Annotated in this window: 28 protein-coding genes; 4 read left to right on the top strand and 24 right to left on the bottom strand. The window is 38.0% G+C overall.

Annotated features, from left to right (window positions below):
* Complete coding sequence (locus tag ABU914_RS00700; RefSeq protein WP_379667826.1) at positions 1-456, bottom strand: DUF86 domain-containing protein; 456 nt, start codon at positions 454-456, stop codon at positions 1-3.
* 130 nt (positions 457-586) lie between these two features.
* Here ABU914_RS00700 and ABU914_RS00695 point away from each other — a divergent pair, with 130 nt between their 5' ends.
* Both ABU914_RS00695 and ABU914_RS00690 read left to right on the top strand, forming a co-directional pair.
* Positions 587-862: a DUF3055 domain-containing protein gene (locus ABU914_RS00695; RefSeq protein WP_379667825.1), complete on the top strand. Its 276-nt coding sequence runs from the start codon at positions 587-589 to the stop codon at positions 860-862.
* 95 nt (positions 863-957) lie between these two features.
* Positions 958-1,245 carry a hypothetical protein gene (locus tag ABU914_RS00690; protein WP_379667824.1) on the top strand — a complete coding sequence of 96 codons (288 nt, stop codon included), beginning with the start codon at positions 958-960 and terminating at the stop codon, positions 1,243-1,245.
* A 33-nt stretch (positions 1,246-1,278) separates the two neighbouring features.
* Here ABU914_RS00690 and ABU914_RS00685 read toward each other — a convergent pair whose 3' ends face one another.
* Complete coding sequence (locus tag ABU914_RS00685) at positions 1,279-1,551, bottom strand: YutD family protein (RefSeq protein ID WP_379667823.1); 273 nt, start codon at positions 1,549-1,551, stop codon at positions 1,279-1,281.
* Positions 1,552-1,580: 29 nt separating this feature from the next.
* Complete coding sequence (lipA, locus tag ABU914_RS00680) at positions 1,581-2,468, bottom strand: lipoyl synthase (RefSeq protein WP_379667822.1); 888 nt, start codon at positions 2,466-2,468, stop codon at positions 1,581-1,583.
* A 205-nt stretch (positions 2,469-2,673) separates the two neighbouring features.
* Between lipA and ABU914_RS00675 the strand changes: the two genes are divergently transcribed.
* On the top strand, positions 2,674-3,612 hold the full coding sequence (locus ABU914_RS00675; RefSeq protein ID WP_379667890.1) for a M23 family metallopeptidase: 939 nt from the start codon (positions 2,674-2,676) through the stop codon (positions 3,610-3,612).
* Between the two features lie 116 nt (positions 3,613-3,728).
* Here ABU914_RS00675 and ABU914_RS00670 read toward each other — a convergent pair whose 3' ends face one another.
* The 9 genes from ABU914_RS00670 to ABU914_RS00630 all read right to left on the bottom strand — a co-directional run bounded on the left by ABU914_RS00670 (position 3,729) and on the right by ABU914_RS00630 (position 11,578).
* Complete coding sequence (locus ABU914_RS00670; protein WP_379667821.1) at positions 3,729-3,839, bottom strand: methionine/alanine import family NSS transporter small subunit; 111 nt, start codon at positions 3,837-3,839, stop codon at positions 3,729-3,731.
* 2 nt (positions 3,840-3,841) lie between these two features.
* A complete protein-coding gene (locus tag ABU914_RS00665; protein WP_379667820.1) occupies positions 3,842-5,359 on the bottom strand; it encodes a sodium-dependent transporter in 1,518 nt (505 codons plus the stop codon).
* Between the two features lie 132 nt (positions 5,360-5,491).
* The gene (gene yunB, locus ABU914_RS00660) at positions 5,492-6,262 is read right to left on the bottom strand and encodes a sporulation protein YunB (protein WP_379667819.1); all 771 of its coding nucleotides are present in this window, start codon (positions 6,260-6,262) and stop codon (positions 5,492-5,494) included.
* A 59-nt stretch (positions 6,263-6,321) separates the two neighbouring features.
* On the bottom strand, positions 6,322-6,624 hold the full coding sequence (locus tag ABU914_RS00655) for a YunC family protein (RefSeq protein WP_379667818.1): 303 nt from the start codon (positions 6,622-6,624) through the stop codon (positions 6,322-6,324).
* 131 nt (positions 6,625-6,755) lie between these two features.
* Complete coding sequence (locus ABU914_RS00650) at positions 6,756-8,156, bottom strand: bifunctional metallophosphatase/5'-nucleotidase (protein ID WP_379667817.1); 1,401 nt, start codon at positions 8,154-8,156, stop codon at positions 6,756-6,758.
* A 16-nt stretch (positions 8,157-8,172) separates the two neighbouring features.
* Complete coding sequence (locus ABU914_RS00645; protein WP_379667816.1) at positions 8,173-9,021, bottom strand: DUF72 domain-containing protein; 849 nt, start codon at positions 9,019-9,021, stop codon at positions 8,173-8,175.
* Positions 9,022-9,421: 400 nt separating this feature from the next.
* A complete protein-coding gene (locus ABU914_RS00640) occupies positions 9,422-9,808 on the bottom strand; it encodes a hypothetical protein (protein WP_379667815.1) in 387 nt (128 codons plus the stop codon).
* 58 nt (positions 9,809-9,866) lie between these two features.
* Complete coding sequence (locus tag ABU914_RS00635; RefSeq protein WP_379667814.1) at positions 9,867-10,553, bottom strand: DUF2306 domain-containing protein; 687 nt, start codon at positions 10,551-10,553, stop codon at positions 9,867-9,869.
* 101 nt (positions 10,554-10,654) lie between these two features.
* Positions 10,655-11,578 carry a hypothetical protein gene (locus ABU914_RS00630; RefSeq protein ID WP_379667813.1) on the bottom strand — a complete coding sequence of 308 codons (924 nt, stop codon included), beginning with the start codon at positions 11,576-11,578 and terminating at the stop codon, positions 10,655-10,657.
* Positions 11,579-11,811: 233 nt separating this feature from the next.
* On the opposite strand from ABU914_RS00630, the gene ABU914_RS00625 reads away from it, so the two are divergent.
* On the top strand, positions 11,812-12,741 hold the full coding sequence (locus tag ABU914_RS00625; RefSeq protein WP_379667812.1) for a hypothetical protein: 930 nt from the start codon (positions 11,812-11,814) through the stop codon (positions 12,739-12,741).
* A 189-nt stretch (positions 12,742-12,930) separates the two neighbouring features.
* On the opposite strand, the gene ABU914_RS00620 is transcribed toward ABU914_RS00625, so the two are convergent.
* The 12 genes from ABU914_RS00620 to ABU914_RS00565 all read right to left on the bottom strand — a co-directional run bounded on the left by ABU914_RS00620 (position 12,931) and on the right by ABU914_RS00565 (position 25,845).
* Positions 12,931-13,401 (bottom strand): GNAT family N-acetyltransferase, encoded by a 471-nt coding sequence (locus ABU914_RS00620; RefSeq protein ID WP_379667811.1) that lies wholly within the window; start codon positions 13,399-13,401, stop codon positions 12,931-12,933.
* Positions 13,402-13,974: 573 nt separating this feature from the next.
* Entirely contained in the window at positions 13,975-15,093 is a 1,119-nt protein-coding gene (locus tag ABU914_RS00615) for a hypothetical protein (protein ID WP_379667810.1), read from the bottom strand.
* 220 nt (positions 15,094-15,313) lie between these two features.
* Positions 15,314-16,369, bottom strand: coding sequence for a hypothetical protein (locus ABU914_RS00610; protein WP_379667809.1), 1,056 nt, complete (start codon positions 16,367-16,369; stop codon positions 15,314-15,316).
* 91 nt (positions 16,370-16,460) lie between these two features.
* Positions 16,461-16,703 (bottom strand): hypothetical protein, encoded by a 243-nt coding sequence (locus ABU914_RS00605; protein ID WP_379667808.1) that lies wholly within the window; start codon positions 16,701-16,703, stop codon positions 16,461-16,463.
* A gap of 180 nt (positions 16,704-16,883) precedes the next feature.
* Positions 16,884-18,281, bottom strand: a complete 1,398-nt coding sequence (gene sufB, locus ABU914_RS00600; RefSeq protein ID WP_379667807.1) for a Fe-S cluster assembly protein SufB — start codon at positions 18,279-18,281, stop codon at positions 16,884-16,886.
* Positions 18,282-18,361: 80 nt separating this feature from the next.
* Positions 18,362-18,793: a Fe-S cluster assembly sulfur transfer protein SufU gene (gene sufU, locus ABU914_RS00595; RefSeq protein WP_379667806.1), complete on the bottom strand. Its 432-nt coding sequence runs from the start codon at positions 18,791-18,793 to the stop codon at positions 18,362-18,364.
* Positions 18,783-20,003 (bottom strand): cysteine desulfurase, encoded by a 1,221-nt coding sequence (locus ABU914_RS00590; RefSeq protein WP_379667805.1) that lies wholly within the window; start codon positions 20,001-20,003, stop codon positions 18,783-18,785. Before ABU914_RS00590 ends, sufU begins: the two co-directional genes overlap by 11 nt.
* A complete protein-coding gene (sufD, locus tag ABU914_RS00585) occupies positions 20,003-21,307 on the bottom strand; it encodes a Fe-S cluster assembly protein SufD (protein WP_379667804.1) in 1,305 nt (434 codons plus the stop codon). The genes ABU914_RS00590 and sufD overlap by 1 nt, the downstream gene beginning before the upstream one ends.
* Positions 21,308-21,333: 26 nt before the next feature.
* On the bottom strand, positions 21,334-22,116 hold the full coding sequence (gene sufC, locus ABU914_RS00580; protein WP_379667803.1) for a Fe-S cluster assembly ATPase SufC: 783 nt from the start codon (positions 22,114-22,116) through the stop codon (positions 21,334-21,336).
* 1,035 nt (positions 22,117-23,151) lie between these two features.
* Entirely contained in the window at positions 23,152-24,447 is a 1,296-nt protein-coding gene (locus ABU914_RS00575) for an O-acetylhomoserine aminocarboxypropyltransferase/cysteine synthase family protein (RefSeq protein ID WP_379667802.1), read from the bottom strand.
* Positions 24,448-24,521: 74 nt separating this feature from the next.
* On the bottom strand, positions 24,522-24,854 hold the full coding sequence (locus tag ABU914_RS00570) for a thioredoxin family protein (protein WP_379667801.1): 333 nt from the start codon (positions 24,852-24,854) through the stop codon (positions 24,522-24,524).
* Between the two features lie 13 nt (positions 24,855-24,867).
* A complete protein-coding gene (locus ABU914_RS00565; RefSeq protein ID WP_379667800.1) occupies positions 24,868-25,845 on the bottom strand; it encodes a fumarylacetoacetate hydrolase family protein in 978 nt (325 codons plus the stop codon).
* Positions 25,846-25,871: the final 26 nt, after the last annotated feature.

Here is a 25,871-nt window from a genome sequence, read left to right as displayed (position 1 = left end):
TTATTCCCCTTTTGAATCATCTGGTAAAAACGCCGAGACCGGTCCTAGTTCTTCTGTTAAATATCGGCGGACGTGCTCAGGAAATTTAGAAAGTGCACTTAAGCTTTTTTGCACGCGCTGCTTTAACTCTACATGATCAATTGATATATACGATTGAACAAGTTCTTTGCGATACGAAATGATGCTTTTAATCCGCTCTGCATCCGCTTCCTCGATCACATTTTCGTCTAATAAAATATCTATAATGTCTTCATAACTTCCCGGATCACGCATTATAAAGCCATCAATCATTGCATTACCGACGTCAATAACCGACTCAATGATACCGTGGGCAATCCGCTCTAATGCACGTTGGGCTATCATCGTATCCCAAGAAGTCGTATTTTCAAAAAGTTCAAGGTTTGTTTCCATATATTGCAATGTCGCTTCGATTCGTTTTCGATCAACAAAATACATCATCGATTCACCTATCTTTATTCGATCATTACCATTATTGTAGCATACGGCATGCCATGATTTCAGTTCAACATAAACTATGATAAGCTATTTCAAAACGACGTACCAACAGAAAGGAGAAAATTTACATATGTCTGAAGAACGCTTTTTTTTATACGATGATTTAGAAGAGACGGAAACTCGCTTCATCAGCTTTATGGGGCAAAACGAACGATTTGACTTAGGAATTATGAAAACAAACCGGTTTTACGGCAAGTCCCTTGTATTTGACTTGCAAGGAGGTCGCTTTGCCATTATCGGAACCGACGATTTACAAACACCTGGTTACCTCGAAGACACATTTCAATTAAATGAAAAAAATGCGAACGAATTACGGGGTTTTTTAATTGAAATAATCAATGTTTAAAATTGAAGCACAAGGATTTATTTTCCTTAATGAAGTTCACCAATTCAGGGTATTTTACAACTAACACGTCGTGTGACAAGAAAGGGTGAACAATAATGGTAAATAAGAAAGGCAATCGAGGCGAACGAAATAAGTATAGTGATTTCGTTCCCGTTGAAAAAATGCATAATGAAATCATTCCTGAAGACTTTCCTGAAGGACCGTATGGATCACCGATTAACCGCAGACTCGGAAAATCCACTCCTTTCGGTCCAGATCAACATGCTAAGAGCAACTTCGCTTACGAAAATAAAAATCTGCATGAAGGTTTACCTCGTCAATACCCTGTCTCTCATCCCCCTCATGACGATGAAGAAGTCGACAGCGAACGACCGGTTTATTAATAAAAATAAGTGGTACACGCTAAAACGTACCACTTACTTCATTTTTTTTATGACAAAAAAAGCACATCCGAAATTACAATATTCATAAATATATTCAGGAAGCGTACTAATTTTTTTATCATATGGAGCTTTCGGATGACTATCCTCGAAAAAACCTCTTAACCGCAGTTGACTATAGCCCCAATCACCAACGATATAATCATATTTATTTAAAATGTCGCTATAACGTGATTTAAAAGCTTCTTCATTCCAGCCATTTTTTACATTTTCTATAATTTCATAGCGATTTCCTTGAATGTTGATCACACTACATCCCCCTTTTCTACACGCAGGGTTTACGTTGCTTTTACGTTGGCAGCTTTTACTTGTTCGTCAGCATGATACGATGAGCGAACGAGAGGTCCCGACTCACAATGACTAAACCCTTTAGACATCGCAATTTGTTTTAATTCAGCGAACTCATCAGGATGCCAGTATTTTTGAACTTGTAGATGTTTTTTTGTCGGTTGTAAATATTGTCCAATTGTCATAATATCGACGTCATTTGCACGCAAATCATCCATCGTCTCGATAATTTCCTCTTTCGTTTCTCCGAGTCCGATCATTATGCTTGATTTTGTTGGAATGTCTGCATTCATTTCTTTCGCCCTTCTTAAAAACTCAAGAGACCGCTCGTATGTTGCTCTTGCACGGACTCTCTTTGTTAAACGGCGAACGGTTTCAATATTATGATTTAATATATCAGGCTTCGCGTCCATTATAATTTGCAAATTCTCTTTCACGCCACCTAAATCCGAAGGCAATACTTCTATACTACAAAATGGATTTTTGCGACGTATCGCTTTAATTGTTTCTGCCATGACAGTTGCCCCGCCATCTTTTAAATCATCTCTAGCAACCATCGTAATAACGACATGATTTAATCCCATTTGAGCTACGGAGTCAGCTACTCTTTCAGGTTCTTTCCAATCTAATTCATTCGGAAGTCCAGTATTAACTGCACAAAAACGGCACGCCCTCGTACACGTTTCGCCTAAAATCATAAATGTTGCTGTCTTGCGTACGGCCCAACATTCATGGATATTCGGACATTTTGCTTCTTCGCAAACCGTATGTAAATTCTTTTCGCGCATCATTTTTTTCAAGCTCGTATAGTTTTCGTTTGTATTTAATTTAATTTTTAACCAATCAGGCTTTCGCAAATATTCTTGTTGTTTTGACATCAAGCTCACTCCAATCGCTACAGCTTAGTCATAATTCACTCTACCACAAACAAAACCGTATTTCTATCGACTTGCTTTTCATGCTTCCAAAAAAAAGCAACATGTTTTTCTTCATATAACGCAAACTAATCAAAGGATTTTGGAGGTGATTTTCGTGAAATGGAGGCATCCTTTTCTCTTCATTGTCATCATTTTTAATTTTTTCATGATTACCATCAATGTGTATGCAGAAGAAAATTCAAAAACAGAGCTTGAAGAACGGATGCTACTATATAAAAAAATGGAAACATTAACACAAATTAAATGGTACTATTTTGCAGCTGTTGATCAATATGAACGAAATGTTAGACACTCTAAAAAAGAGATTCCAGAACAGACTGGGCAAATCGCTATTTATTATTCGCCAGAAGAATGGGCAGGCCGATTAAATCCTAACAAGAAAGACAATAACCCGCTTACAATTGGTTTGTTTGGTGGAGTTGGTCAAGACGGAAATGGCGATGGCAAAGCTGATCAAAATGACGACGAAGATGTTTTATATACTTTCGCGACTCACCTGCAACGCTATGGTTCACATGAAGACGATATAAAAATTGGCTTATGGGATTATTACAAGCGTGATTTAACCGTTCGAACGATTCTCGGTCATGCAAAAGTTTTTAAAGAATTTAATACGTTAGACTTAAATGAACACGCGTTTCCACTTCCGCTGCAAGCAAACTACACGATAAAAAATTCATGGGGCGCACGTCGTGGATGGGGAGGCCTTCGCATTCATGAAGGATCAGACATATTTGCAGACTACGGGGTGCCGGTACGGGCAACGACATACGGAATAGTCGAGGTTATCGGATGGAATCGATTCGGAGGGTGGCGAGTAGGTATACGTGACTTAAATAATACGTATCATTATTATGCACACTTAAGCCGTTTTGAAGAAGGGGTTGAAAAAGATACAATTGTAAAACCAGGAGACTCGATTGGATACGTAGGAAGTTCAGGGTATGGACCGAAAGGAACTGCTGGTAAATTCCCGCCACACTTGCATTACGGAATGTACAAATATACTGGATCAAGCGAATGGAGCTTTGATCCGTATCCAAAATTAAAAGCTTGGGAACGTCAAGAACGATCAAAAAAGTAAACTTACCGATGGGCAAGCTTTATAGGTGCAGACGAACACTTAGCTACCTTTAATAAGCTGTCCTACAAATTTAAAGAAGGACTGAGCAAAGAATGCCCAATCCTTCTTTTATCCTTTTAAGCTTTTTGTTTTTTGGAAGTACGAACTGCATTCCAAATGCTAGCAGCGAGTCCTCCCCACAAAAGAATCATACCTAACACCATCATAACAATTGCACTAGCACTCACAATTACTCATCCTCCTTTTCTAACACAGAACGATTCGTCCATTTAAACAAGGCGACGACAATTCCGAGCACGATAGCTCCGATTGCTACGGACCACCCGGAATACATAATAAAGGCATCAGAATAACCTTCATAGTTCCCTGTTTCTGTATCAAAGAGCTTGAGTACATTCGTACGCAACAGATCGTAAAGCATATAGCCAAGAATAATCGGGGTTATGATCCAGAGACATAATTTCCACCAAAGCCCGAGACGAATATCAGAAATCGCATTCGCGTGCTCTTGCAGATTCGTAACTTTTCGTAAAAACCAAGCGATAACAATCACTTCGATCAGTCCTGCAACCGCAACCCCAAACTGGTTAATAAAGTAGTCAACCGCATCAAGGAAGTTCACTCCTCCTTGAGTTGCAAATAAGAGTGAAACGAGTGCCGCAACCCCACCACCGAATAAAACGGCTTTTGACCGCGAAATGCCGAACTTATCCGAAAGTCCTGCAATGTATGTTTCCATAATTGAAATTAACGATGTAATTCCGGCTAAGACGAGCGATGCAAAAAAGAGAAACCCAAAAAATTCATTCCAAAACGGAAATTCATTAATAATTTGTGGAAAGACGACAAACGCTAAACCAATTCCACCAGCAACTACATCATTGACTGACGTTCCGCTCACTGTCGCCATAAACCCTAAAGCAGCAAAAACTCCAATTCCTGCCAAAAGTTCAAAACTAGAATTACCTAGCCCAACAATAAATCCATTGTTCGTAATATCAGATTTCTTCGGCAAGTAACTTGCATACGTAATCATAATCGCAAATGCAATCGATAAACTAAAGAAAATTTGTCCGTATGCAGCGACCCAAACTTCTCCGCTAAAAATTTTATCCCAGTTTGGTTCAAAGAAAGCTTGTAAGCCTAAAACAGCTCCTTCAAGGGTAATCGCACGGATAACGATAATTAAAAAAATAATGACGAGTGTCGGGATAAAAATTCGATTCGCAATTTCAATTCCTTTTTTAACACCGCGGAAAAGAACAAATAGTGCTACGAGCCATACGATGATAAGCGGAAAGAGCACGCTCGGTACGAGTGAACCGACCTCTCCAGCTGGAACAACTTGCAAATAGTTTTCAAATAAAAATGCTTGTGTGTCAGTTCCCCATGCTAACGTTAATGAATAGTACGCATAATAAATGGCCCATGCAACAATAACTGCATAATATGTTGAAATAACAAATGAAATAAACACTTGCCACCAACCGAGCCATTCATAATGTTTGTTAATTTTTCGAAATGTGAGCGGAGCAGAACCACGGTACTTATGACCAAGTGCATATTCCATAATTAGTATTGGGATTCCTGCAGTCAAAAGAGCAATCAAATACGGAATGAAGAATGCGCCGCCTCCATTATCATAAGCTACAGCCGGAAAACGCCAAATGTTTCCTAAACCGATTGCAGATCCGACAGCAGCCAAGATGAACCCTGCGCGGGTTCCCCACTGACTTCGAGTCTCCATCTTTTTTCCCTCCCTATTTTAATAAAAAATATACTCTGCCCTCCTTCCTAAAAATGTTGTTACAATTTTATGATAATTTGATTAAATATAGTATAATCCACTAATCTAAATTTGATCAATAGAAATTAACATTTATTGATCAAAATTAGGAACGATGGCAGGGGGCATTCCTTCACTTGACTGATTGTAAAACTGCGGAACTTCGCCGTTGATTAATGTAAACACGAGTGGCACATTTGCTGTCACTTTATCTGTTTCAGTTGCAAACGGCACGACTACATTAACATTAACTTCAAAACGAATATTGATTTCGATCCAAATATTATTAATACCTACGAGCTTCACATCACTGACCGGCTTCGATTGCACTTCACCGATCGTGTGGAATCGGATCGGCACCTTTGGTCCAAGGTTAGCAAGCAATGCATTTCGCGTCGCTTTTCCTAGCGCAATGTAATGAACAACACCGTGTTCATGATCTCCCACTGGCTCAATATCTGTTTCTTCCAACAGTTCTGACCACTGATTAATTTCACCTCGTTCAATCATATTTAAATACTCTTGTGCCGTTTCGGTCGCTTCAGATAAGATCCGATTAAACGACCGTGAATTAATTCGAGCTGATGTAATTTTTCCACTTTCATCTTTTTCCGTAATGACTAGCTCGTGCTGTTCACTTAACGCTTCCACATCTCCAACCATTTTTTGCGATACAGCATCATTAATCGCTTGTTGTGCAATCCGCTGCGTTTCGGCTTTTGCAATCTCAACTAGGACTGGCTTAATTCCACTTTCTACAAGCCATAATCCTTGTATCGTTAAAACGATGAATACAATCGCTGAAATCGCAAATACCGTTCGAAAAGACATTGGCGCCCGGCGGGGCCGTTTTCTTATAAACAAGAAAACCCCTCCCTTCATGCTATATATATGCATGAAGAAAGGGAAATCAGGACAAGAATTTAAAACATCTTTAGAAGCGCATCTTTACCTATCATACCTGCTTGAATGCCTAGTTCCTCAGCTTCAAGTGTGACCGATTCCAATGGAGCCTCAAGCAATTGCTCAATCGTACGAACACCGACTGCTCGACCAGCAATAATTTTTCGTTCTTTTAATTTATCGTTCAACAATTGAACATCGAGTGCTCCGCACATGATATACCCTTTATCGTTACTTATTGACATAAAATTTGTTTTTGGTAGTTTTACGGTTACTGCCGTAAATGGTTTTCCTTCAATAAACAGTGGTTCAACTGAAATCATTCGCCACTCCGACTCCTTTCTAACTTGCGAATGTCATACAAATAAAAACTGTTTTTCGGTACATCCACAAAATTTTTAGAGATGTACTTCCACATCCTATATTATAAGGATTAGTCTTTCTATACTGTATGTCATTCGTTTACAATGTGACTCAGCTTCCACGCAAGTAAATCGCGAAGCATCTCAGGCAAAAAATACTGTTTTTCCTTCGCTTGTGCAATTGCTGGATATAATCTTCCAAACGTAAACATATCGATCGTTGCAATTTCATAAGATTCCTTCGGTTCTAGCAGCTTACCATTAATAAAAATGTCTCGTGCTCGATTTTCACCATCCGCATACCGTTGCACTTCAAACTCAATTCCGTCGTACACCATTGCACCCATCATTTTCCCACGAAAGCCAAGACCTTGAAATTGCAATCCAATCATTTCCGTACGTAGCGCTTGAGCAATAATCTCCTTTAGTTCACTTCCGCTTAGCGTAACAATACACGGATTAATCGGGTGTGGACAAACACGATGTAAATCACTTTTTGTCACAGTCCCAGATGGTAACCCATCTAACAAAATCCCTGCATTCACCATCGCGATTTCTGTATTGCACCATTCCTTTAAGCTTTGTACCAATACATTTGCAAAAGGGGATGACCCGAACCAAGAAACAGGCAATGGTGAAGAAAGTTTTGCCACTTCTTCATTTAAGCGACGATTACCTTCAGCACGCAAATCAGTGATTAGCTGTTCCGTTTTACGATCGGATTTCATCGTAGTAACTGGCACACATGACGCATCCGCCGTAACAATTTGCTTCATATTAAGATCAAACGAAACCGTAATTTGTCCAACATAACGTCCAAATTTGCCCGCTTGGGTAATTAACGTTCCTTTTACTCGTTTGCCCTGCTGGAGTAAATGATGTGTATGGGCGCCGATTATGAGATCAATTCCGTCTAACGTTTGAGCAACTTCAACATCAAAGCCATATCCCATATGGGAAAGCAAAATAATAATATCTACCTTTTTCTTTAACTGTGCAATAAGTGGGGGCAACACTTCCCACGGATCAGACACTTTCCAACCGAGCAAATCGTAAAACGCATAATACGGCACTGTAATTCCGATAACACCGACATTCATTCCATTTTTTAGACGATGAATATCATAAGGAAACGCCCAATGCGGTCGGTGCCCATTTTTATGAAAAAGGTTCGCCACAAGTACTTCAAAATTTGCCTCATCATAGAGCGAATTTAGATCTTGTTTTGAAAATGTGATCCCTTCATTATTCCCTATCGTCACATTATCATAATGAAGTTCGTTTAACAGTGTAACATTTCCTTTACCTGATAAACCTTCTGTTAAACTATCAACGCGATCACAATGATCACCAATATCAAATAAAAGCATTTCCTCATTTTGAAGCTCGTGCAACTTTCGTTGTTGTTTTATGAAATGCGCTATCTGAGGCCAATGCTCTAAATGACTATGAAGATCATTCGTATGATAAATATGAATCGTTTCTAGTGCCATGTTATTCCCCCTTTCATTACGAAAACAAGTTTAATTGCCGTGGTGCAAGTTGTTCGTATTGAATGCCAAGCAACTCGATCATCTCTTTTGCATTTTGAGCAGCATGACCGCCTGAATTATTATTAAACAGTACATACACATTTTCACATCGTTTTTCAAGCATCCGCAAATGAACAGCCCATTCCAATAGTTCTTCTCTGTTATACCTATATAAATAACGAACGTTTCGCCAATTTTTATCTTTTGATCGATTCCATCCATACGCATTTCGACCATGAAAACGAACGAGTGTTGCGTGAGTATTCGTAGGATGCAGAACAGTAGGAATTGACCCTTCACCTGCTTGTGGCTCATCACAAATGCTATGCATCCACCCTTCCGTCTTCATAAACGCTAATGTTTTTTCTTTAAATTGGGGATGAAACCATGATTGATGACGAAATTCAAGCGCTACTGGAAGGTCACCCATCAATTGCTTAATTTCCCGTAGTTGCTTCACATTCTCTTTCTTCAAATTAAACCATGGTGGGAATTGGAAGAGCACCATCGCAAGCTTGTTTACTTCATGAAGAGGAAGGATCGATTGAATAAATGCATCATACATCTCTTGTTCAGTCTTAAAAAGGTTGCTTCCGCGTTCATGTCCCGTCATTCCTTGATACGCTTTAACAACAAATTGAAACGTATCTGGAGTTTCCGCAATCCACTTCTCCATATTGCGCTTCGGTTGAATGGCATAAAAGCTTGCATCCAACTCCACGATCGGAAAGTGACTCGCATAATGAACAAGCTTTTCTATCGATTTTACCCCATCTTGATAAATAGAGTCGTGGTCGCCCCAGCCCGTTACACCAATGTAAATCATGCGGACACTCCCTTCTTTTCTCGTATGTTTATTTTGAACCTTCAACGATAAAAAGGCAACTTCTCAAATTCACCCAAAAACAAAAAAGCACCGCTCCCGTGCTTTAAGTGAATAAAGTTCAATTTTTTATCGCTTTTATTAAAGCTATGAAAAGAAAAAATACCCCGATAACCAAGAAAAGTATCACCAAGGCATAACTATATAATCACGCTTCATAAGGTTGATATGGAAGGAAAAATAAGTAGTATTGGTTGCTTAGTAACTTAACAATCGGAAAAAGAGCAACGAATAGGAGACCGACAATCGAAATATGAATGATCCGTTTCGCTATCCATCGTTTTGTTAATAACCAAATCAAAATAAAAATCATACCAATGACGATTAGCATTATTGCAAGTCGTTAATCAACGGTAGCACCATGATGAATACTCATTCGAGACACAACCTTAAAATATATCATTTTGACAACAGGAGCAAGAAACAATCCGCCTAAACCGAGCACAAGGAGTTGATTGTTTTTCTTCGTCCATTCATTGTTTTTTACTTGAATGAAAACTCTTTTTATAAGAAGACCTAGCCCAATTGCCAGAAGGACATAACTATTTCCTAACGTAGCAAAGAAAAAGAGAATAGCTTCCAAGTCGACTGAAGTGACATCTTTTGTAATCGCTAAGTTAACTCGATAAAATAACCGTTCGACAAACGGGCTAATGAATAACAATACAAGACTAGAAACAATGAAATGAAACTTCCACTTTTTCCATGCGAAAATGACAAGTCCATTCATAATAAAGAGAAAAACAAAAGCAACGACATAGAATAATTCGATTATCTCTTCCCCCCGTTCAAAAACTCTTTGAAAACTTGTTATTATAATAAATTTGAAACCCAATTAAAACAGGCACGAGCAGAATTGTTGGCAAAAACCATAAAAAAATGCTTGTCGTTTCTATATTTAATAGCCGTGGTGCTCCAAAAACGGTGAAAGCTGTCACTGTCGCAATGCAGCATGGAATCATCCCGCCGAAGTGTTCATAATACCAATGCATTCTTTGAGACGGTTTTCGGAGCCAATATAGCAATTGCAATACGCCAATAAAAATACCGAGCAAAGGAAAATACGCGATTAAAGGGGAATTAATCGAAAATCCATACAAGCTTATCCCTACGCCTGACCCTACGAGTAAAGAGCTAACGAACAAATCAAATATATGACGATGTCGTTCTTTCCGCTGTTTAAAATGAAGCACACGAATACCGTACCATGCGGTCGCCCCACTTAAAATCGAAATAAAAATTAAAAACCAAGAAAACGAGATAAGCTCATGAGCAGCCGTTTCATCGAATAATACACGATATGCTCCCATATAAAATGCGGAAAGCGAAACGATCGCCATCGCCCACACATAGATCCATCCGACCGTTCGATGCACTTTTCGTCCTTTTTTCGTCACAAGGGGAATCCAGAAAATTAGTAACGCTAAAAATCCAGAACATATATGCAAAATTCTAAAAACAGAAAACGCAAGCACTTCTTCCCCTCCCATTAGTGAACTTGAAAGCATACTTACATCTTAGCATTTTTAACCATACGATTTCTATTTGAAAATAGCGAACTCATAAGAATCCGCCATTATGTTTTCTTTCGTTTCTTTGCATACGCAACAATTTTGAATAAAACATAAATTAAGCCAGCCCCCACAATCACAATATAAAGATATAATTCAGTATATACCCATAATACGAGAAAATCTCCTAAACTAGATGATACGAAAATGTCGTATGGATTCACATTTCGATAAGAAATTTCTAGAACATCACCAACATCTGTTTTTCGATACGTATGCCGAGTCACTTCTTTTACAACTTCATAACGTTCTCCATCTTCAGTTTCAAATAACAGTTGAAGCGTAAACGTTGGATCCGCTGTAGTCTCTCTCCACATTTTTAAAAAGTACATCACTTCAAGTTCCGAATCTTTTGCCTTGACGATGGCATCAGTCTTCGTTTGCCCGAGCGGTATGAATTTATGAAAACTGTTCACTACGAACAAGCTTGAAAACATGAACCCACCAACGAAAAAAATGGTGAGAAAAATTTTAGTGAACGTCATTTTCTCAGGCTCATCTCGTGATTTCTTTTTCACCTTTAAGCGACGGGGTTTTTTCGGCTTTTGTTGTACTTTTTTCTTTTCAACGATTATTAAAAATGGGTACAACAACATAGCGAACAAGCAAAGCAATAAGAAAATGCTCAGTACGATGATGACAAAACTATCGAGCAAAATATCGTATAGCGTGAAAAAATGATCATCGATAAAATATCCGTTCACTTCAGACGTTTGTTCAGCCTTTTTCATTTGAAACGATGTCACTCGATTCTCAATTCCGTTATAATCCCCATACTCTTCTATTCGATTCAAATCAACAGTAACAAAATACGTCGGCGTCCGAAATAAACTCTTTTTTGAATGTTGTTCGACTACGGTTGCCGTTGTTTTCTCAGCATTTAAAATGTTGTAATCAGTAACGAAAGACGTTACCGTCGTATATAGCATAAAGCCGAAAAAGGATAACCAAAATAAATAAATGATCGCATGAATAAAAGTTTTAATCTTCCTTTACACCTCTTCCTTTTATGAACATTATACAAAAAAGGTCAAACATCATAAGAGTGTATTTAGACCTACAAACTGCGTGTGTAAGACTAGTTCCTGGTACTCTTAATTCTTAACCTAACTTCGATACAATAAAGGTAATAACGTTTAAATACTGGATGTGAACTTTATAATTGGAGAAGTTTAAAGAGATTATCGGCATATTCATATTCACGCTATTTTTCGGTATTCTAACTGGAATTATGATTGATTCCTATATGGAAGAATATGATCTCTCAGAAGCAAAAAAAGAGGAAGCCATCATTACTGCTAAAGTCGGGGAAAAAAGTTTGTTTACTCCACCAGCCTATTTCGTCCGTGTACAATTACTAGATGGAACTGAATCAAGGTATCTTCATCGTATATCAAGACAACAAATGAATAACTTTAAAATTGGCGATAACATTGAAGGCTTTTCAATTTATGGAACGTTTTCAACGGCACGTGACTTTTTGTATGATGGCTTCTTTTTCGTTGTAGCGATTGCCACATTTGGCTTTTTCTCGCTCCTTGGATTGTTTTTACTAATAACCGAAATCCCTGCGATCGAACGACTAATAAAGAAAACATTTTTAGGCAAACCGTCAAAAGGAAATGGGATGAAATTTCTTACTGTTGTAATGATTGTGTTCGTCTATTTCTCAGGTAGATTTTTAGTGAACATTCTTCGGAAAATGATACCCATTTCAAATACAAAGACTGAGGCCATTATCATCGATGAGCAAGCCGATATTGGTTATCGGAAGCACCAAGATTCAAAATTTGAATTCACACTTTCTTTTCAAAATCGTGACGACGAAAATGTTGAAGTGGTAAAAGAAGTAACAAAAAATACATTCGATCAATTTTCATTTGGAGACAAAATTGAAATATCTTATCGAAACTCAAACCCTTATGACGTGTTCGTGAACCATACAACCTTGGCAGATATAACGCAATCATTATTTTATATTGAATTACTTATATACGTTGGTATGCTCGCCGTTATGGTATTTACCGCTTACGCTTTACATCATTGGAAAAAAAGTCAAGATACGAACACGGAGGACCACTCGTCAAGCTAGTAAACCACTACAAAACCCCTTTGTCACTAATATTGTTGTGGCAAGGGTAAAGTATGTTTTACATGTATTGTTAAACAATGATCACTAAATCAAAGTGAACTTTAATACGACGCTATATTAATTCAAACAAATTATCTTTAATGATAGTTTCATAAGATTAGATTGGTTATTTCCACTACATGCTTGTTTTTATTGAAGTCTCTTCATCATTGAAACAACTTTTATATCAGAGCCATTTGGTTTATGTACGACTTCCTCATCAAAAATTTCATACCCAATTGAACTATATAACTTTATATTTTTAGGCACTGTCATACGAACTTTACATAATAACTTTGTTACACCTTTTTCTATTGCATAATCTTCTAGAGAACTTAAAATTTTTTTTGCAACACCTTGACCTTGTTTTTCCGGAATTACTGAAAGCCTATAAAAATATAACCCCTCTTCTTTTAGTTGAAATCGAACCATTGCAACAGGCTGATTATCAATATAACTTATTAAACATTGTTCGCCATTTTTTAAAGCACCAAACACAGTTTGAACAGTTTCTTCCAAAGCGCTTGAAGGGGGTACTTCATCTTTATATTCCATAAATGCCTTAATCATGATGTCATGTATCATTGATGCATCCGATACTTCTGCAAATTTTATCTCCAAATAATAACCTCCTCATTCATAATTGATATAAAGTTCAATCCTGTTCACTTAATAATAAGATTAAATATTCCCTTTTTATCGTAATTAAAACTATCAAATTGCAGGACAAATAACGTAATATAAAATAATAGAAGTCCTAATATAAATCATCGACATGCAAGAGACTGACACTCGGCTTACTAATCTCGGTTTGCTAGCGATAAGCGAGTTGTATCGACAGCAGCAAAGAAAGAATCCGGAATCGGCGATCCAAATTCATCACTTTCAATTGGAAATCGATGACCGTTTGACAGGTGTTTGCAAGTGACGCTCAAACTAGAGCAAACCTTTGCGCTTGCCTTTACCGAATTTTCCTTCAATTTGGTTTCGTTTAACCGTATGCTGTCGTTCTTGTTTTCGCTTGACCCTCTATCGACAGTCCTCTAAGGTGGATTCCGCATATCAAACTTGTTCACTAAGCATCATTAACAAAAATATAATTCCTAATTTTTCTTTGTCCTTCAACCCAATGGTAGAAGGACAAAGAATTTATCGATACGATCTCAACTTTTGTTGTGACGGGTTACATTATAATCAATCTTCAATAAAATACTTTTGTAATTCCAAATCATCTTTATTTAAATTTGGTGCATCATTAACTCCTTTGAAGAAGTCCAAACTATTAAATGAACGATCATCGCCCATTGCAGAATCGATGATAACTAGAACATCATTATCAGACAACCTTGTATCTTCCGCATGTACTTCAATTAAATAGTGATAGGTTCCATCCGACCATCTATACTTTAAACGATGGTCAGAAGTACTATCTTCATATACAATAACAGATGTTCCACCATCTGTTTTCAGTTTTTTCTTTTCTATATCTCCATAAATCTTTTCATTATCCGTTACCTCATAGTCAATATAGTCATCATCATCAACAGAATAACTTACACCGACCCTAGAGTAATTTTCTTCATATATCTCTTCCCAATAACTAATACTTGTACCCCAAAGGGTTACACGTTCTTGATTCATCGTTGGAAATTTAATTTTTTCAAGATCCATCGTAAATCGTTTATAAAAAGGATCATAGGCGCCTTCCGCTTCTGTCTTAAATGTTTTACTTATTAATTCGAGCAGTCTTTTATCTTCTTTGTCATAGCCTTCATCTGTTGAGACATGCCCTGAATAGCACTTATCTTTATATTTTACAACAATTTCAGAAGCTTCATATTCGATATGCCCATAAAAACCTTCTTTACCATCATTGTTAAATGATTGACGCTCTGTTAAATCTGAAGTCGATTCATCCAATCCATCCTCACAAATAAAGTGATTACTACCAGAGTACTGGATATTAGGATTTGAACTCCTAGCTCTATACCAAGAAGAATAACTCACTCGATCATCCTCGGAACGAGCATAATCATCTTCATGAAAGGTAACCGCTCGGGAAATTTGGATATCATTAATCAGGTTATCATCCGTTACAAACCCAAGTTTTAATAGATCTTTTTGTTCCTCTATCATATTTTCAATTTCTTTCCGCTCATCAATCGCAAGATTTGGATCGATAATCGGACTCGAAGAATTTGATTTTGTTTCCTTCCCATCATTATTACTCGTAGTATTATTGGTAGTACTGTTGCAACTTACTAATAATAATGCGCTAATAAGTGAAACTATTGCTATAGCTACTTTCCTCATTACAACCAACCTCTCTTTGTTGATAAAATAATGCATAAATATCATCTCAAAGAAGTTTTTCTTTTACAAACGACAAAAGGAACAGGAGGAAAGGACCGTTCATTGTCAAATAATTATAATGAGACATTTATCTCCGTTGTAATTTTTGTGATATCCGCTGAATTACTCTCAGCCAGTTCCTGCAAATTTTCAATAATGCAAGAATTGACCTTTTCGTTTCCTATAAATTATAATTCAGTTTCATCGAGTATTCAGGGAAAATTAGCAAGGCAGGGTTAAAGTAGTATATATTCACTTTTTCAATATCATCATTAGAAATTTCTAAATAAACTTTGCCTTTTAATGTTTTGCTTGGTTGCACATAAGCATCTGCAGAATGATATACATCTATCCACTTACCATCTAAAGAAAACTCAACAGTATGCGGAACTTCATCCCCTTTTATCACTGCGCTTGGAATACCAGCAGTAATCGGTTGTTCTTCTTTTAAAGTATTTTCAAATTCCACATCTAAAACTAAATATGAACTATTGTCAAGCGTATGATTTAATCCTTTTGCTTCCTTTTCAATCGTAATGTCATTAATTGTCACCTTAAGATAACCCTCTTCTCCGTGATCTATCGGGTAAATTGCTTCGCCAATATCATAGATACCGATTTTATCTTTTCGTTCTGATTGTGGTGTGTGGAAAACTACTTCTGGCACTTCCTGAGTGATATTCCAAAGAAATGCTGAGGTATATTTATCTTCCTTACTTGTAGCAACCGCACCGACAAGATCCAATTCTTCACCAGGTTCCACTTCATATTTAAATGAATTTAAGAAGTCTGTGAACTTATCATTTTTAGGGTAAGACACATCTACTTCTGTATTCGCAGCAGTATACTCTGGCAGAAGATCCCCTAATCCTATCTGTTTATCACTCTTGTTTTTCACGGTAAAGTCAATAAACGTTACATTTGTGTCTTCATCTGGGGAAGCCAAATTTTCCTCAATATATTCTTTATGCTGTTCACCAGGCTCCGTCCAGACTTTATTCACCGTTATCTCTGCCTTTGCATCTGCATAATAAGCAGTCATCTCAAAAGTTTCACCAATCTCGTGATACAATTGTTCGGTTGATTTGTTCTTTTCTTTATCTGTTGTGCCTACTGTCTCTTGCGTCTTTTTAGAATCATTTTTGTTTTTTTCCTTGTTATCATCATTGCTACTGCATCCAGCTACAAGTAGCAAAATTGCTATAAGGATAATTTGTACTTTCCAAAACTTTTTCAAAACATATGCACTCCTATTAGTAATATTGACAATAAAATACCACTGTGTTTATAGACAATATAGTGGCATTACATACAATAGAGAAATCCCCTTACTCATTTACCACATCTTCAACTAACCAACTATGAATATAACTTTGATCTATTGTCGCTAGCTTTTCTGTATCAAATCCATCTGGGTACTTTGCATACCCTGTTGTAAAAGAAATGCCAGTATGTTCAACATTTTCTTGCCAAGGGTAATATGCACTTAATACCACTTCTTCTCCAGGCTGTAACATTTTATATGTGACTGCACCTTTCACTTTATATGGGTAAATTGTCTCTAATATCAACTAGGGTATTTCCCCCTAGGCATTACTCTTCATTACATAAACTTAAACTTATACTTATTCCTTATCCGAGATGCATGTACTTCTTTTAGATAAAAATCAAATAACAAATATAATAGAGCCAAAAAAACACCCTTGCCACAAACGTTGTTGTGACAAGGGTATCTTAATTTCAATGAGATATTAACCAATTGAACCTTCCATCTCGAACTTTATTAAGCGATTCATCTCAACCGCATATTCCATTGGAAGTTCTCGCGTAAATGGCTCGATAAAACCCATGACAATCATGTCAGTCGCTTCTTGTTCTGAAACGCCGCGACTCATCAAGTAGAAAAGCTGTTCTTCGGATACTTTAGAAACTTTCGCCTCATGTTCGAGTGAAATGTTATCGTTTAAAATTTCATTATATGGAATTGTATCTGACGTTGAAATATTGTCCATCATTAACGCATCACATTCGATGTTTGCTTTAGCACCTTCCGCTTTTCGACCGAAATGGACGATTCCACGGTAGGTTGTTTTTCCGCCTTCTTTCGAAATCGATTTCGATACGATAGAGGATGTCGTATTCGGGGCTAGGTGCATCATCTTCGCGCCTGCATCTTGGTGTTGACCTTTACCTGCTAGTGCAATGGAAAGGGTCAATCCACGAGCACCTTCTCCTCTCAAGAACACTGCTGGATATTTCATCGTCAGTTTTGAGCCGATGTTCCCATCAATCCACTCCATCGTTGCATTTTCATCACACACCGCACGCTTCGTAACGAGGTTGAACACGTTGTTTGCCCAGTTTTGAATCGTCGTGTAACGGCAGTAAGCATCTTTTTTAACGAGAATTTCTACTACTGCACTATGCAAGGAGTTCGTCGTATACACAGGTGCTGTACACCCTTCAACGTAATGTACAGAAGCGCCTTCATCTACAATGATAAGTGTTCTTTCGAACTGTCCCATATTTTCAGAGTTAATTCGGAAATACGCTTGTAGAGGGGACTCAACTTTAACTCCTTTTGGTACGTAAATAAAAGAACCACCAGACCAAACAGCTGAGTTTAACGCAGCAAATTTGTTATCTGAGTATGGAACGACTGTACCGAAGTATTCTTTGAACAATTCTTCGTTTTCCTGTAAAGCGGAATCTGTATCTTTAAAAACAACACCTAAAGACTCAAGCTCTTTTTCCATATTTTGATAAACAACTTCTGATTCATATTGAGCAGAAACACCCGCAAGATATTTTTGCTCGGCTTCAGGAATTCCAAGTTTATCGAACGTACGCTTAATTTCCTCCGGAACTTCGTCCCATGAGCGTTCTGAGCGTTCTGACGGTTTTACGTAATACGTAATTTCGTCAAAATTCAAATCTGATAAATCTCCGCCCCATTGAGGCATTGGCATTTTATAAAATTGATCGAGTGATTTTAAACGAAATTCAAGCATCCACTCCGGCTCATTTTTCATCTTCGAAATTTCTTCCACAATTTCACGCGTTAAGCCACGCTCTGAACGGAAAACCGAAACGTCTTTATCACGAAAGCCATACTTATATTCGCCAATATCAGGCATTTTTTTGGCCATTATTTTTCCTCCTTTGTGGATTTATAACTATAACAATCAAACCGTCCATGACGAAGTGAACAAGTTAACAACTTTTGGAATTACTCTTGAAGACCTTTTTCCATCGCCTTCCACGCTAGTGTAGCACACTTAAACCGCGCTGGAAACTTAGATACACCTTGCAACGCTTCAATATCACCAAGTTCGAGGCCATCCTCGTTATACTCTTTCCCTTGAACCATTTTCGAAAAAACCTCTGACATTTTCAGCGCATCTTGAACGGGCAAACCTTTAATCGCTTCAGTCATCATCGAAGCAGAAGACTGGCTAATCGAACAGCCTTCACCTTTAAATTTAACGTCAATTATTTTATCGTCCTCTACTTTTAAATGAAGTTGGATGACATCGCCACACGTCGGATTATTCATATTTATTGTAACAGCTTCATCTTCCAATTCACCACGATTTCGCGGATTTTTATAATGATCCATAATTACTTGACGATAAAGCTGATCAAGATTATTAAAAGACATTACCAAAATACTCCTTCGTTTTAACTAGCGCATCTGCTAGCGAATCTACATCTTCCTTCGTGTTGTATAAGTAAAAACTCGCTCGTGCTGTCGCGCTTACGTTTAACCATTTCATTAGCGGCTGCGCACAGTGGTGTCCAGCACGAATAGCAATTCCTTCTTGGTCAACGACGGTTGCAAGATCGTGTGGGTGAACGTCTTCAAGATTAAATGTCATAAGACCAGCACGCTTTTTCGGTCCGTAAATTGTAATTCCTTCGATCTGACTGACTCGTTCAAGCGCATATTCCGTTAATTCATGTTCATGTTTTTCGATGTTATTCATTCCGATTTCTTCTAAAAAGTCAATCGCTTCTCCTAATCCGATGGCAGCTGCAATAATGGGGGTTCCACCTTCAAATTTCCAAGGTAATTCTTTCCATGTAGACTCATACAATCCAACAAAGTCGATCATTTCACCACCGAATTCAATGGGTTCCATCTTTTCAAGAAGTGCCTTTTTGCCATATAATACGCCAATCCCTGTAGGTGCGCACATTTTATGTCCAGAGAACGCGAAAAAGTCACAGTTTAACTCTTGCATATCTACTTTCATATGCGGCGTACTTTGCGCTCCGTCCACGACGGTCACAGCACCACGCTCATGAGCAATATCGGTGATTTCCTTAATCGGATTAATCGTTCCGAGTACGTTAGAAACGTGAGAAATTGCAACAATTTTTGTTTGATTCGTAATCGTTTTGCGGACATCTTCAAGTGTAATGGTTCCATCTTCTTGTAACGGAATATACTTCAAAGTTGCACCGGTCGCTTTCGCCACTTGTTGCCACGGAATTATATTGCTATGGTGTTCCATCGGTGTTAAAACGATTTCGTCACCGTCACTAACATTAGCTCTTCCGTAACTTGAAGCAACTAAGTTTATTGCGGTCGTCGTGCCGCGTGTAAAAACAATTTCTTCTGTTGATGTAGCATGAATAAATTTGCGAACTTTTTCACGTGCGCCTTCATACGCATCGGTCGCTTTCGTTCCGAGCGTATGAACACCTCGATGCACATTAGAATTATACGTTCGATAGTAATCATTAACAGCTTCGATAACTTGAATCGGTTTTTGTGATGAAGCTGCACTATCGAGATAAACAAGTGGATTGCCATTAACTTCCTGATTTAAAATCGGAAACAATTGACGAATTTCTTTCGGATCCATCACTGAATTTTCCTTTCAATTACGCCTTCAAGCGCCTGCTTAACTCCTTCAATTGGTAAGTTAGCGACGACTGGTTCTAGAAAACCACGAACGATTAACCGTTCTGCCTCATCACGACTAATTCCTCTACTCATAAGATAATACAATTGCAAATCATCGACTTGCCCAACGGATGCCGCGTGACTAGCTGTGACATCATCTTCATCAATGAGCAAAATCGGGTTTGCATCTCCTCTTGCCTTTTCACTTAGCATAAGGATACGTGATGTTTGCTCAGCATTTGACTTCTTGCCACCTTGCTCAATTTTCCCAATTCCGTTAAAAATGCCTGTCGCTTTATCTTTCATTACACCATGAGCAAAGATTTGTCCGTCTGAATGTTGGCCGATTTGGTCAATACGGACCATGAAATTTTGACGTTGCTCACCACGTCCAACTGTCACCATTTTTGCATCTGAAGATGAACCATCACCGATACATTTCGTCCAGTTTTCAAATACGGTATTTCCATCATTCATTTCACCGAGTGCCCATTCGATGCGACCATCTTTCTCGATACGACCATTCCGCTTAATGTATGATGTCACATTCTCACTTAAATGATCGACGGCACCATAGCGAATAATAGCGTTGTTACCAGCAAATACTTCGGAAATAATATTAGCTACAGAAGGTTCACCCGTATTCGTTGATAAGTAGTTTTCAACGTAAGTAACAGAACTATTCTCTTCGGCGACGATAATCACATGATTGAATAGAGCTGTATTGGCATTTTCGTGCCAAAAAACAGCTTGTAACGGTGATTCAACTTGAACATTTTTCGGAACGTATAAAAATACTCCGCCATTAAGCAAAGCGGCATGCAATGCGGTTAGTCGATGTTCATCAATTTGAACAGCTTCCGTCATAAAATACTTTTGAACGAGGTCACTATGGTCTTGAACTGCTCTCCATAAGTCGGTAAAAATAACTCCTTTCGCTTTCAGTTCTTCTGAAAGTGCTTGATAAACGACGGAAGCATTTTTCTGGACAATGACATTGCCCGCTTCTTGTTCTTTTCCAATTATACTCAATACTTCTCCAGGCAGATTATCGAGTGATTGTTCTGCCTCTTGTTCGGTTTTATGTTCAAAAGAATGGAAATTCCAATTCTCAATTTTTGTTTTATCTGGTTTTGGCAATGCGAGTTCTTTCACAAGTGAAAGACCACGAAGACGTACCTGTAACAGCCATTCAGGTTCTTTACGGTTGTTTGAAAACTCGCGTACATATGCCTCATCGTAAACAATCGTTTCAGCTGACATCATTATTCCTCCTAGCTGCCTGCGTTCTATTTCTGACCTACAGTTTCATCTTCAATGCCAAGTTCTGTTTTAATCCAGTCATATCCTTCTGCTTCTAAACGCTCGGCAAGTTCTGGTCCACCCGATTTCACAATACGACCTTGCATCATAACGTGGACTTTATCTGGCTTAATGTAATTTAACAAACGTTGATAGTGAGTAATAATTAACGCACCAAATTCTGGACCTCTCATTTCGTTCACTCCATCAGAAACAACTTTCAAAGCATCAATGTCAAGTCCAGAGTCAATTTCGTCTAGAATTGCGATTTTAGGCTCAAGCATAAGCATTTGTAAAATTTCATTACGCTTCTTTTCACCACCTGAAAAGCCCTCATTTAAATAGCGTGTGCTGAACGATTCATCCATTTCGAGTAATTCCATTTTTTTATCAAGCTGACGAATGAAGGGCATAAGTTGAACTTCATTTCCTTCTCCACGCTGTGCATTCATTGCAGTCCGGATAAAATCAGCATTTGTTACACCGGAAACTTCACTTGGATATTGCATCGCGAGGAACATTCCAGCTTTTGCACGTTCATCGACTTCCATTTCAAGGACATCTTCACCATTGTACGTAATGGACCCTTTCGTCACCTCATAACGAGGATGCCCCATAAGAGCAGCAGCAAGTGTAGATTTTCCAGTACCGTTTGGTCCCATAACGGCATGGACTTCCCCGCCTTTGATTTCAAGGCTTAAATCTTTAATTATTTCTGTATCATCAATGGACACATGTAAATTTTCGATTTTTAAGTGTGGTGCTGACATGAACGATACCTCCAGTTGTGATAAGCATTTTCTCAATTTTTCTATAAGAAATAGGTTGATTTTTTCATTCTCAATCTATTCTCATTACAATATTAAAACAAATAAAAATAATAAGCAAGCAAACGGTCTATTCATAGATAGAATGTCCTATAAAACAAAAAAACAGCCTATCATTGACTGAATTTTTACGTTCTTCATTGTTCATTTTTTCGGAAATGGATTATCATTTACAGCATATCAAATTTCATTTAAAAAGTACAAATTTTACATCGTTAATAAACGATGCTTATTTGAACAGATATTTTAACTAATGAAAAAAACACCTTCAAAAAAGTTTATAGGTACGGTTTGCTGCTCTATCGCGATTATTGAAATACTGAAATTGAATACCATTTTTCAATCCTAGATTAGATTATCTACTTTTTCTACCTAGTCCTGGTGCATGAACAACTGTATTTTTTATTGTCCAAGCTTTTGAATACATTACGTCACATTTATTTCGAGCTTGTCCAAATATTATTCATTATTTTTTGTTCAATTTGTTGTCTATAAGCTTCCTCAGTCAATCCTTAAGATGTTGCGTATTCTTTAATTAATATAGCAATTTCATCTGCACTTAATTCTGGATTGACGCGTTAATTGAATCTTCAAATCTGCGAAATCCGGAATTATCCACCCACTGATTACTGCAAACAATCCTTGGTCCAGCTTTCCTTTCTTAAATAAATATCATTGTCTTTGTTATGCAAATTTCCATTACATTACAAATAATATAATAAATTATAATGACATTTTGCATTAGAGCAAGCACCTAATTTATTCGAGGGTTCTCGTATTATTATATATGTTTTAATCACATAAAAGTAATCGATAATAAAGTCTGACAAAAAGCGTCTATAAAAAATTACGTGGATAAAATGGGAAAGCAGCAACAAATGAAAATCGTGGCACCTTTCACTAATCAAAGTATAGGCACCACGATTTAATTTACTGGAGTTATAGCTCAACTTCGACACCTTAACACTTTGTCTTTTCTTATGCATACTTACTCGCTTTTTGTATGCCTTGCTCTAAGTCTTCAATTAAATCCTCGACATTTTCAATTCCAACAGAAAGGCGAACCATATCTTCTGTTACACCTGTTGAAGCTAATTCTTCTCCATCTAGTTGTGAGTGTGTCGTACTTGCAGGGTGAACGATAAGGCTTTTCGCATCTCCAACGTTAACGAGAAGTGTCCAAAGATTAACTGAATTGATTAGCTCTTCACCTGCTTTTCTTCCACCTTTTATACCGAAAGCAACGACTGAACTTGCCCCTTTCGGGAGATATTTTTTCGACAATTCATATGATGGATGATCTTCAAGCTCAGGATAAGAGACCCATTCTACATTCGGATGATTTTTTAAGTAGTCCACAATTTTTCGTGTGTTCGCCACATGCTCTTTCATTCTTACGTGCAATGTTTCTAAGCCTAATGCAAGCTGATGCGCATTGAACGGGCTTAATGATGGACCTGTATCACGCAAAAGCTGAACACGAGCTTTCGTAATAAATGCTGCATTACCAAGTGCTTCAGCATATACTAAGCCGTTATAGCTTGGGTCTGGCTCTGTAAATCCTGGGAATTTCGGTGAATTCCAATCGAAGTTCCCACCGTCTACAATCAATCCGCCCATTGTTGCACCTGCTCCACCGAGCCATTTCGTTGCTGAATGTACGACGATATTTGCACCATGTTCAATAGGACGGCATAGATAAGGTGTTCCAAACGTATTATCAATAATTAGCGGAATACCATGTTCTTTAGCAATTTCAGCTACTTTTTCAAAATCAAGGACATTCAAACCTGGGTTACTAATCGTTTCAGCAAAGATCGCTTTTGTTTTTGGCGTAATTGCTTTTCGAAAGTTTTCTGGATCTTTCTGATCAACAAAACGAGTTTTAATTCCGTATTTTGGTAATGTAACCGCAAATAAATTGTATGTACCCCCGTAAACTTCAGAAGAGGATACGATTTCATCACCCGTTCCAGCAATATTCATAATTGCCATCGTAATCGCAGCTGAGCCACTCGCCAGCCCCAAGCTTCCAATCCCACCTTCAAGTGCCGTAATTCTTTCCTCCAACACCCCGACCGTCGGATTCATAATTCGTGTATAAATGTTTCCTGGCTCAGCTAATGAAAATAAATTCGCCGCATGCTCTGTGTTTTTAAATTCGTATGCATTCGTTAAGTAGATCGGCAATGCTCGTGACCCTGTCACAGGGTCTGCTTCCAATCCTGCATGAACCCCGAGCGTTTCCAACCGATACTGTTTATCTTCTGACATGATGTTGCCCCCTTAAAATCCCTACTAAATTTATTGGTTTAATAAATATTACCAACTGGATGATATTTTGTCAATTAGTCTTTTTCATTTTGTCCAAAAAAATGAATGAGCGAAAAATACAGTTCGTCCGCTCTTCCGAAAGCGACAAATTGTTCCACTGGTTCACCATCTTTAATGAAGAGTAAAAGTGGAACAGTCATCACTTGCAATGGTTCGGCTAATGTAGGCATAACATTTAAATTACTTGATACAATCGGTACATCAATCGGCAATCGTTTCGTAACCGTATTAAGCACATTTCTAGCAAAGGAACAATTTGCACAAAATGGTGTATGAAAAAAAGCGGCGAAACGATTTTTCTCTTCCATATGCTGTCGAAATTGTGATTCATTTACTTCAACAATCACCCAAGAAAAACTCCTATCTTTTTATAATCTTATTACGGAGCACACCGAGCTTTTCAATCTCTAACTCAACGACATCCCCATCTTTCAAAAACTTCCCAAGCTCCAATCCGCACCCGAAACCGACAGTTCCAGAACCGAGCACATCCCCCGCGACGATCAGCTCACTTTCCGATACGTGTTCAACAATTTTTGAAAACGGTCGGTACATCGTTTTCGTATTCCCTTCTGACCAGATTTCCCCATTCACACGTGCAATCATGTTTAAATTGTACGGATCTGGAAGCTCATCTTTTGTAATAATATAGGGTCCAAGCGCGGTTGCAAAGTCTTTTCCTTTTGCGGGTCCAAGTCCGACGCTCATCTCCTGCATTTGAATGTCTCGTGCACTAAAATCATTCATAATCGTATAACCAAAAATGTAGTCATTTGCATTTTCTTCGGAAATATCGATGCCTTGCTTTCCGATTATACATGCAAACTCAAGTTCATAATCTAAAAGTGACGTATAGTTAGGCCAAACAACATCATCATCCGGTCCGATAATCGTTGCCGTATTCCCTTTATAGTATACAGGAAGCTTATACCACGCATCTGGTACTTTTTTATCTCTCGTTTTTCGTGAGTTTTTAATGTGGTCTTCAAATGAAATAAAATCTCTCAAGTTACGCGGCTTTTCGATCGGCGCTAACAAGCGAACATCATGTTGTTCATACGTGATTTTTTCGTCTTCTCGACTTTCAAACGTTTCTGCAAATGCTATCGCCTGTTTCGCTGCTTCCATTGAAAACGTACCATTTTCTAAAAATTGAACGGTGTCGGAAGGCAAAAATTGCTGACTTACTCGTAGGGCAGCTTCTGGCGAACAAATATCCGCCTCAAGCAAGTACAGCCGATACGCTTGTTGTAAGTCGACAATCACATGTTGCTGTAATGCACCTAGACGAGGGAGCCTCGGATAACTTTGTAACGGAATAAAACGAACAAGTTTCATTTTCAAACTCCTCCTCGAACAAACTT

This window comes from Pueribacillus sp. YX66 (assembly GCF_041725775.1).
Taxonomy (GTDB): Bacteria; Bacillota; Bacilli; order Bacillales; family UBA6769; genus Pueribacillus.
This window is presented reverse-complemented; position numbering and strand designations above follow the sequence as displayed.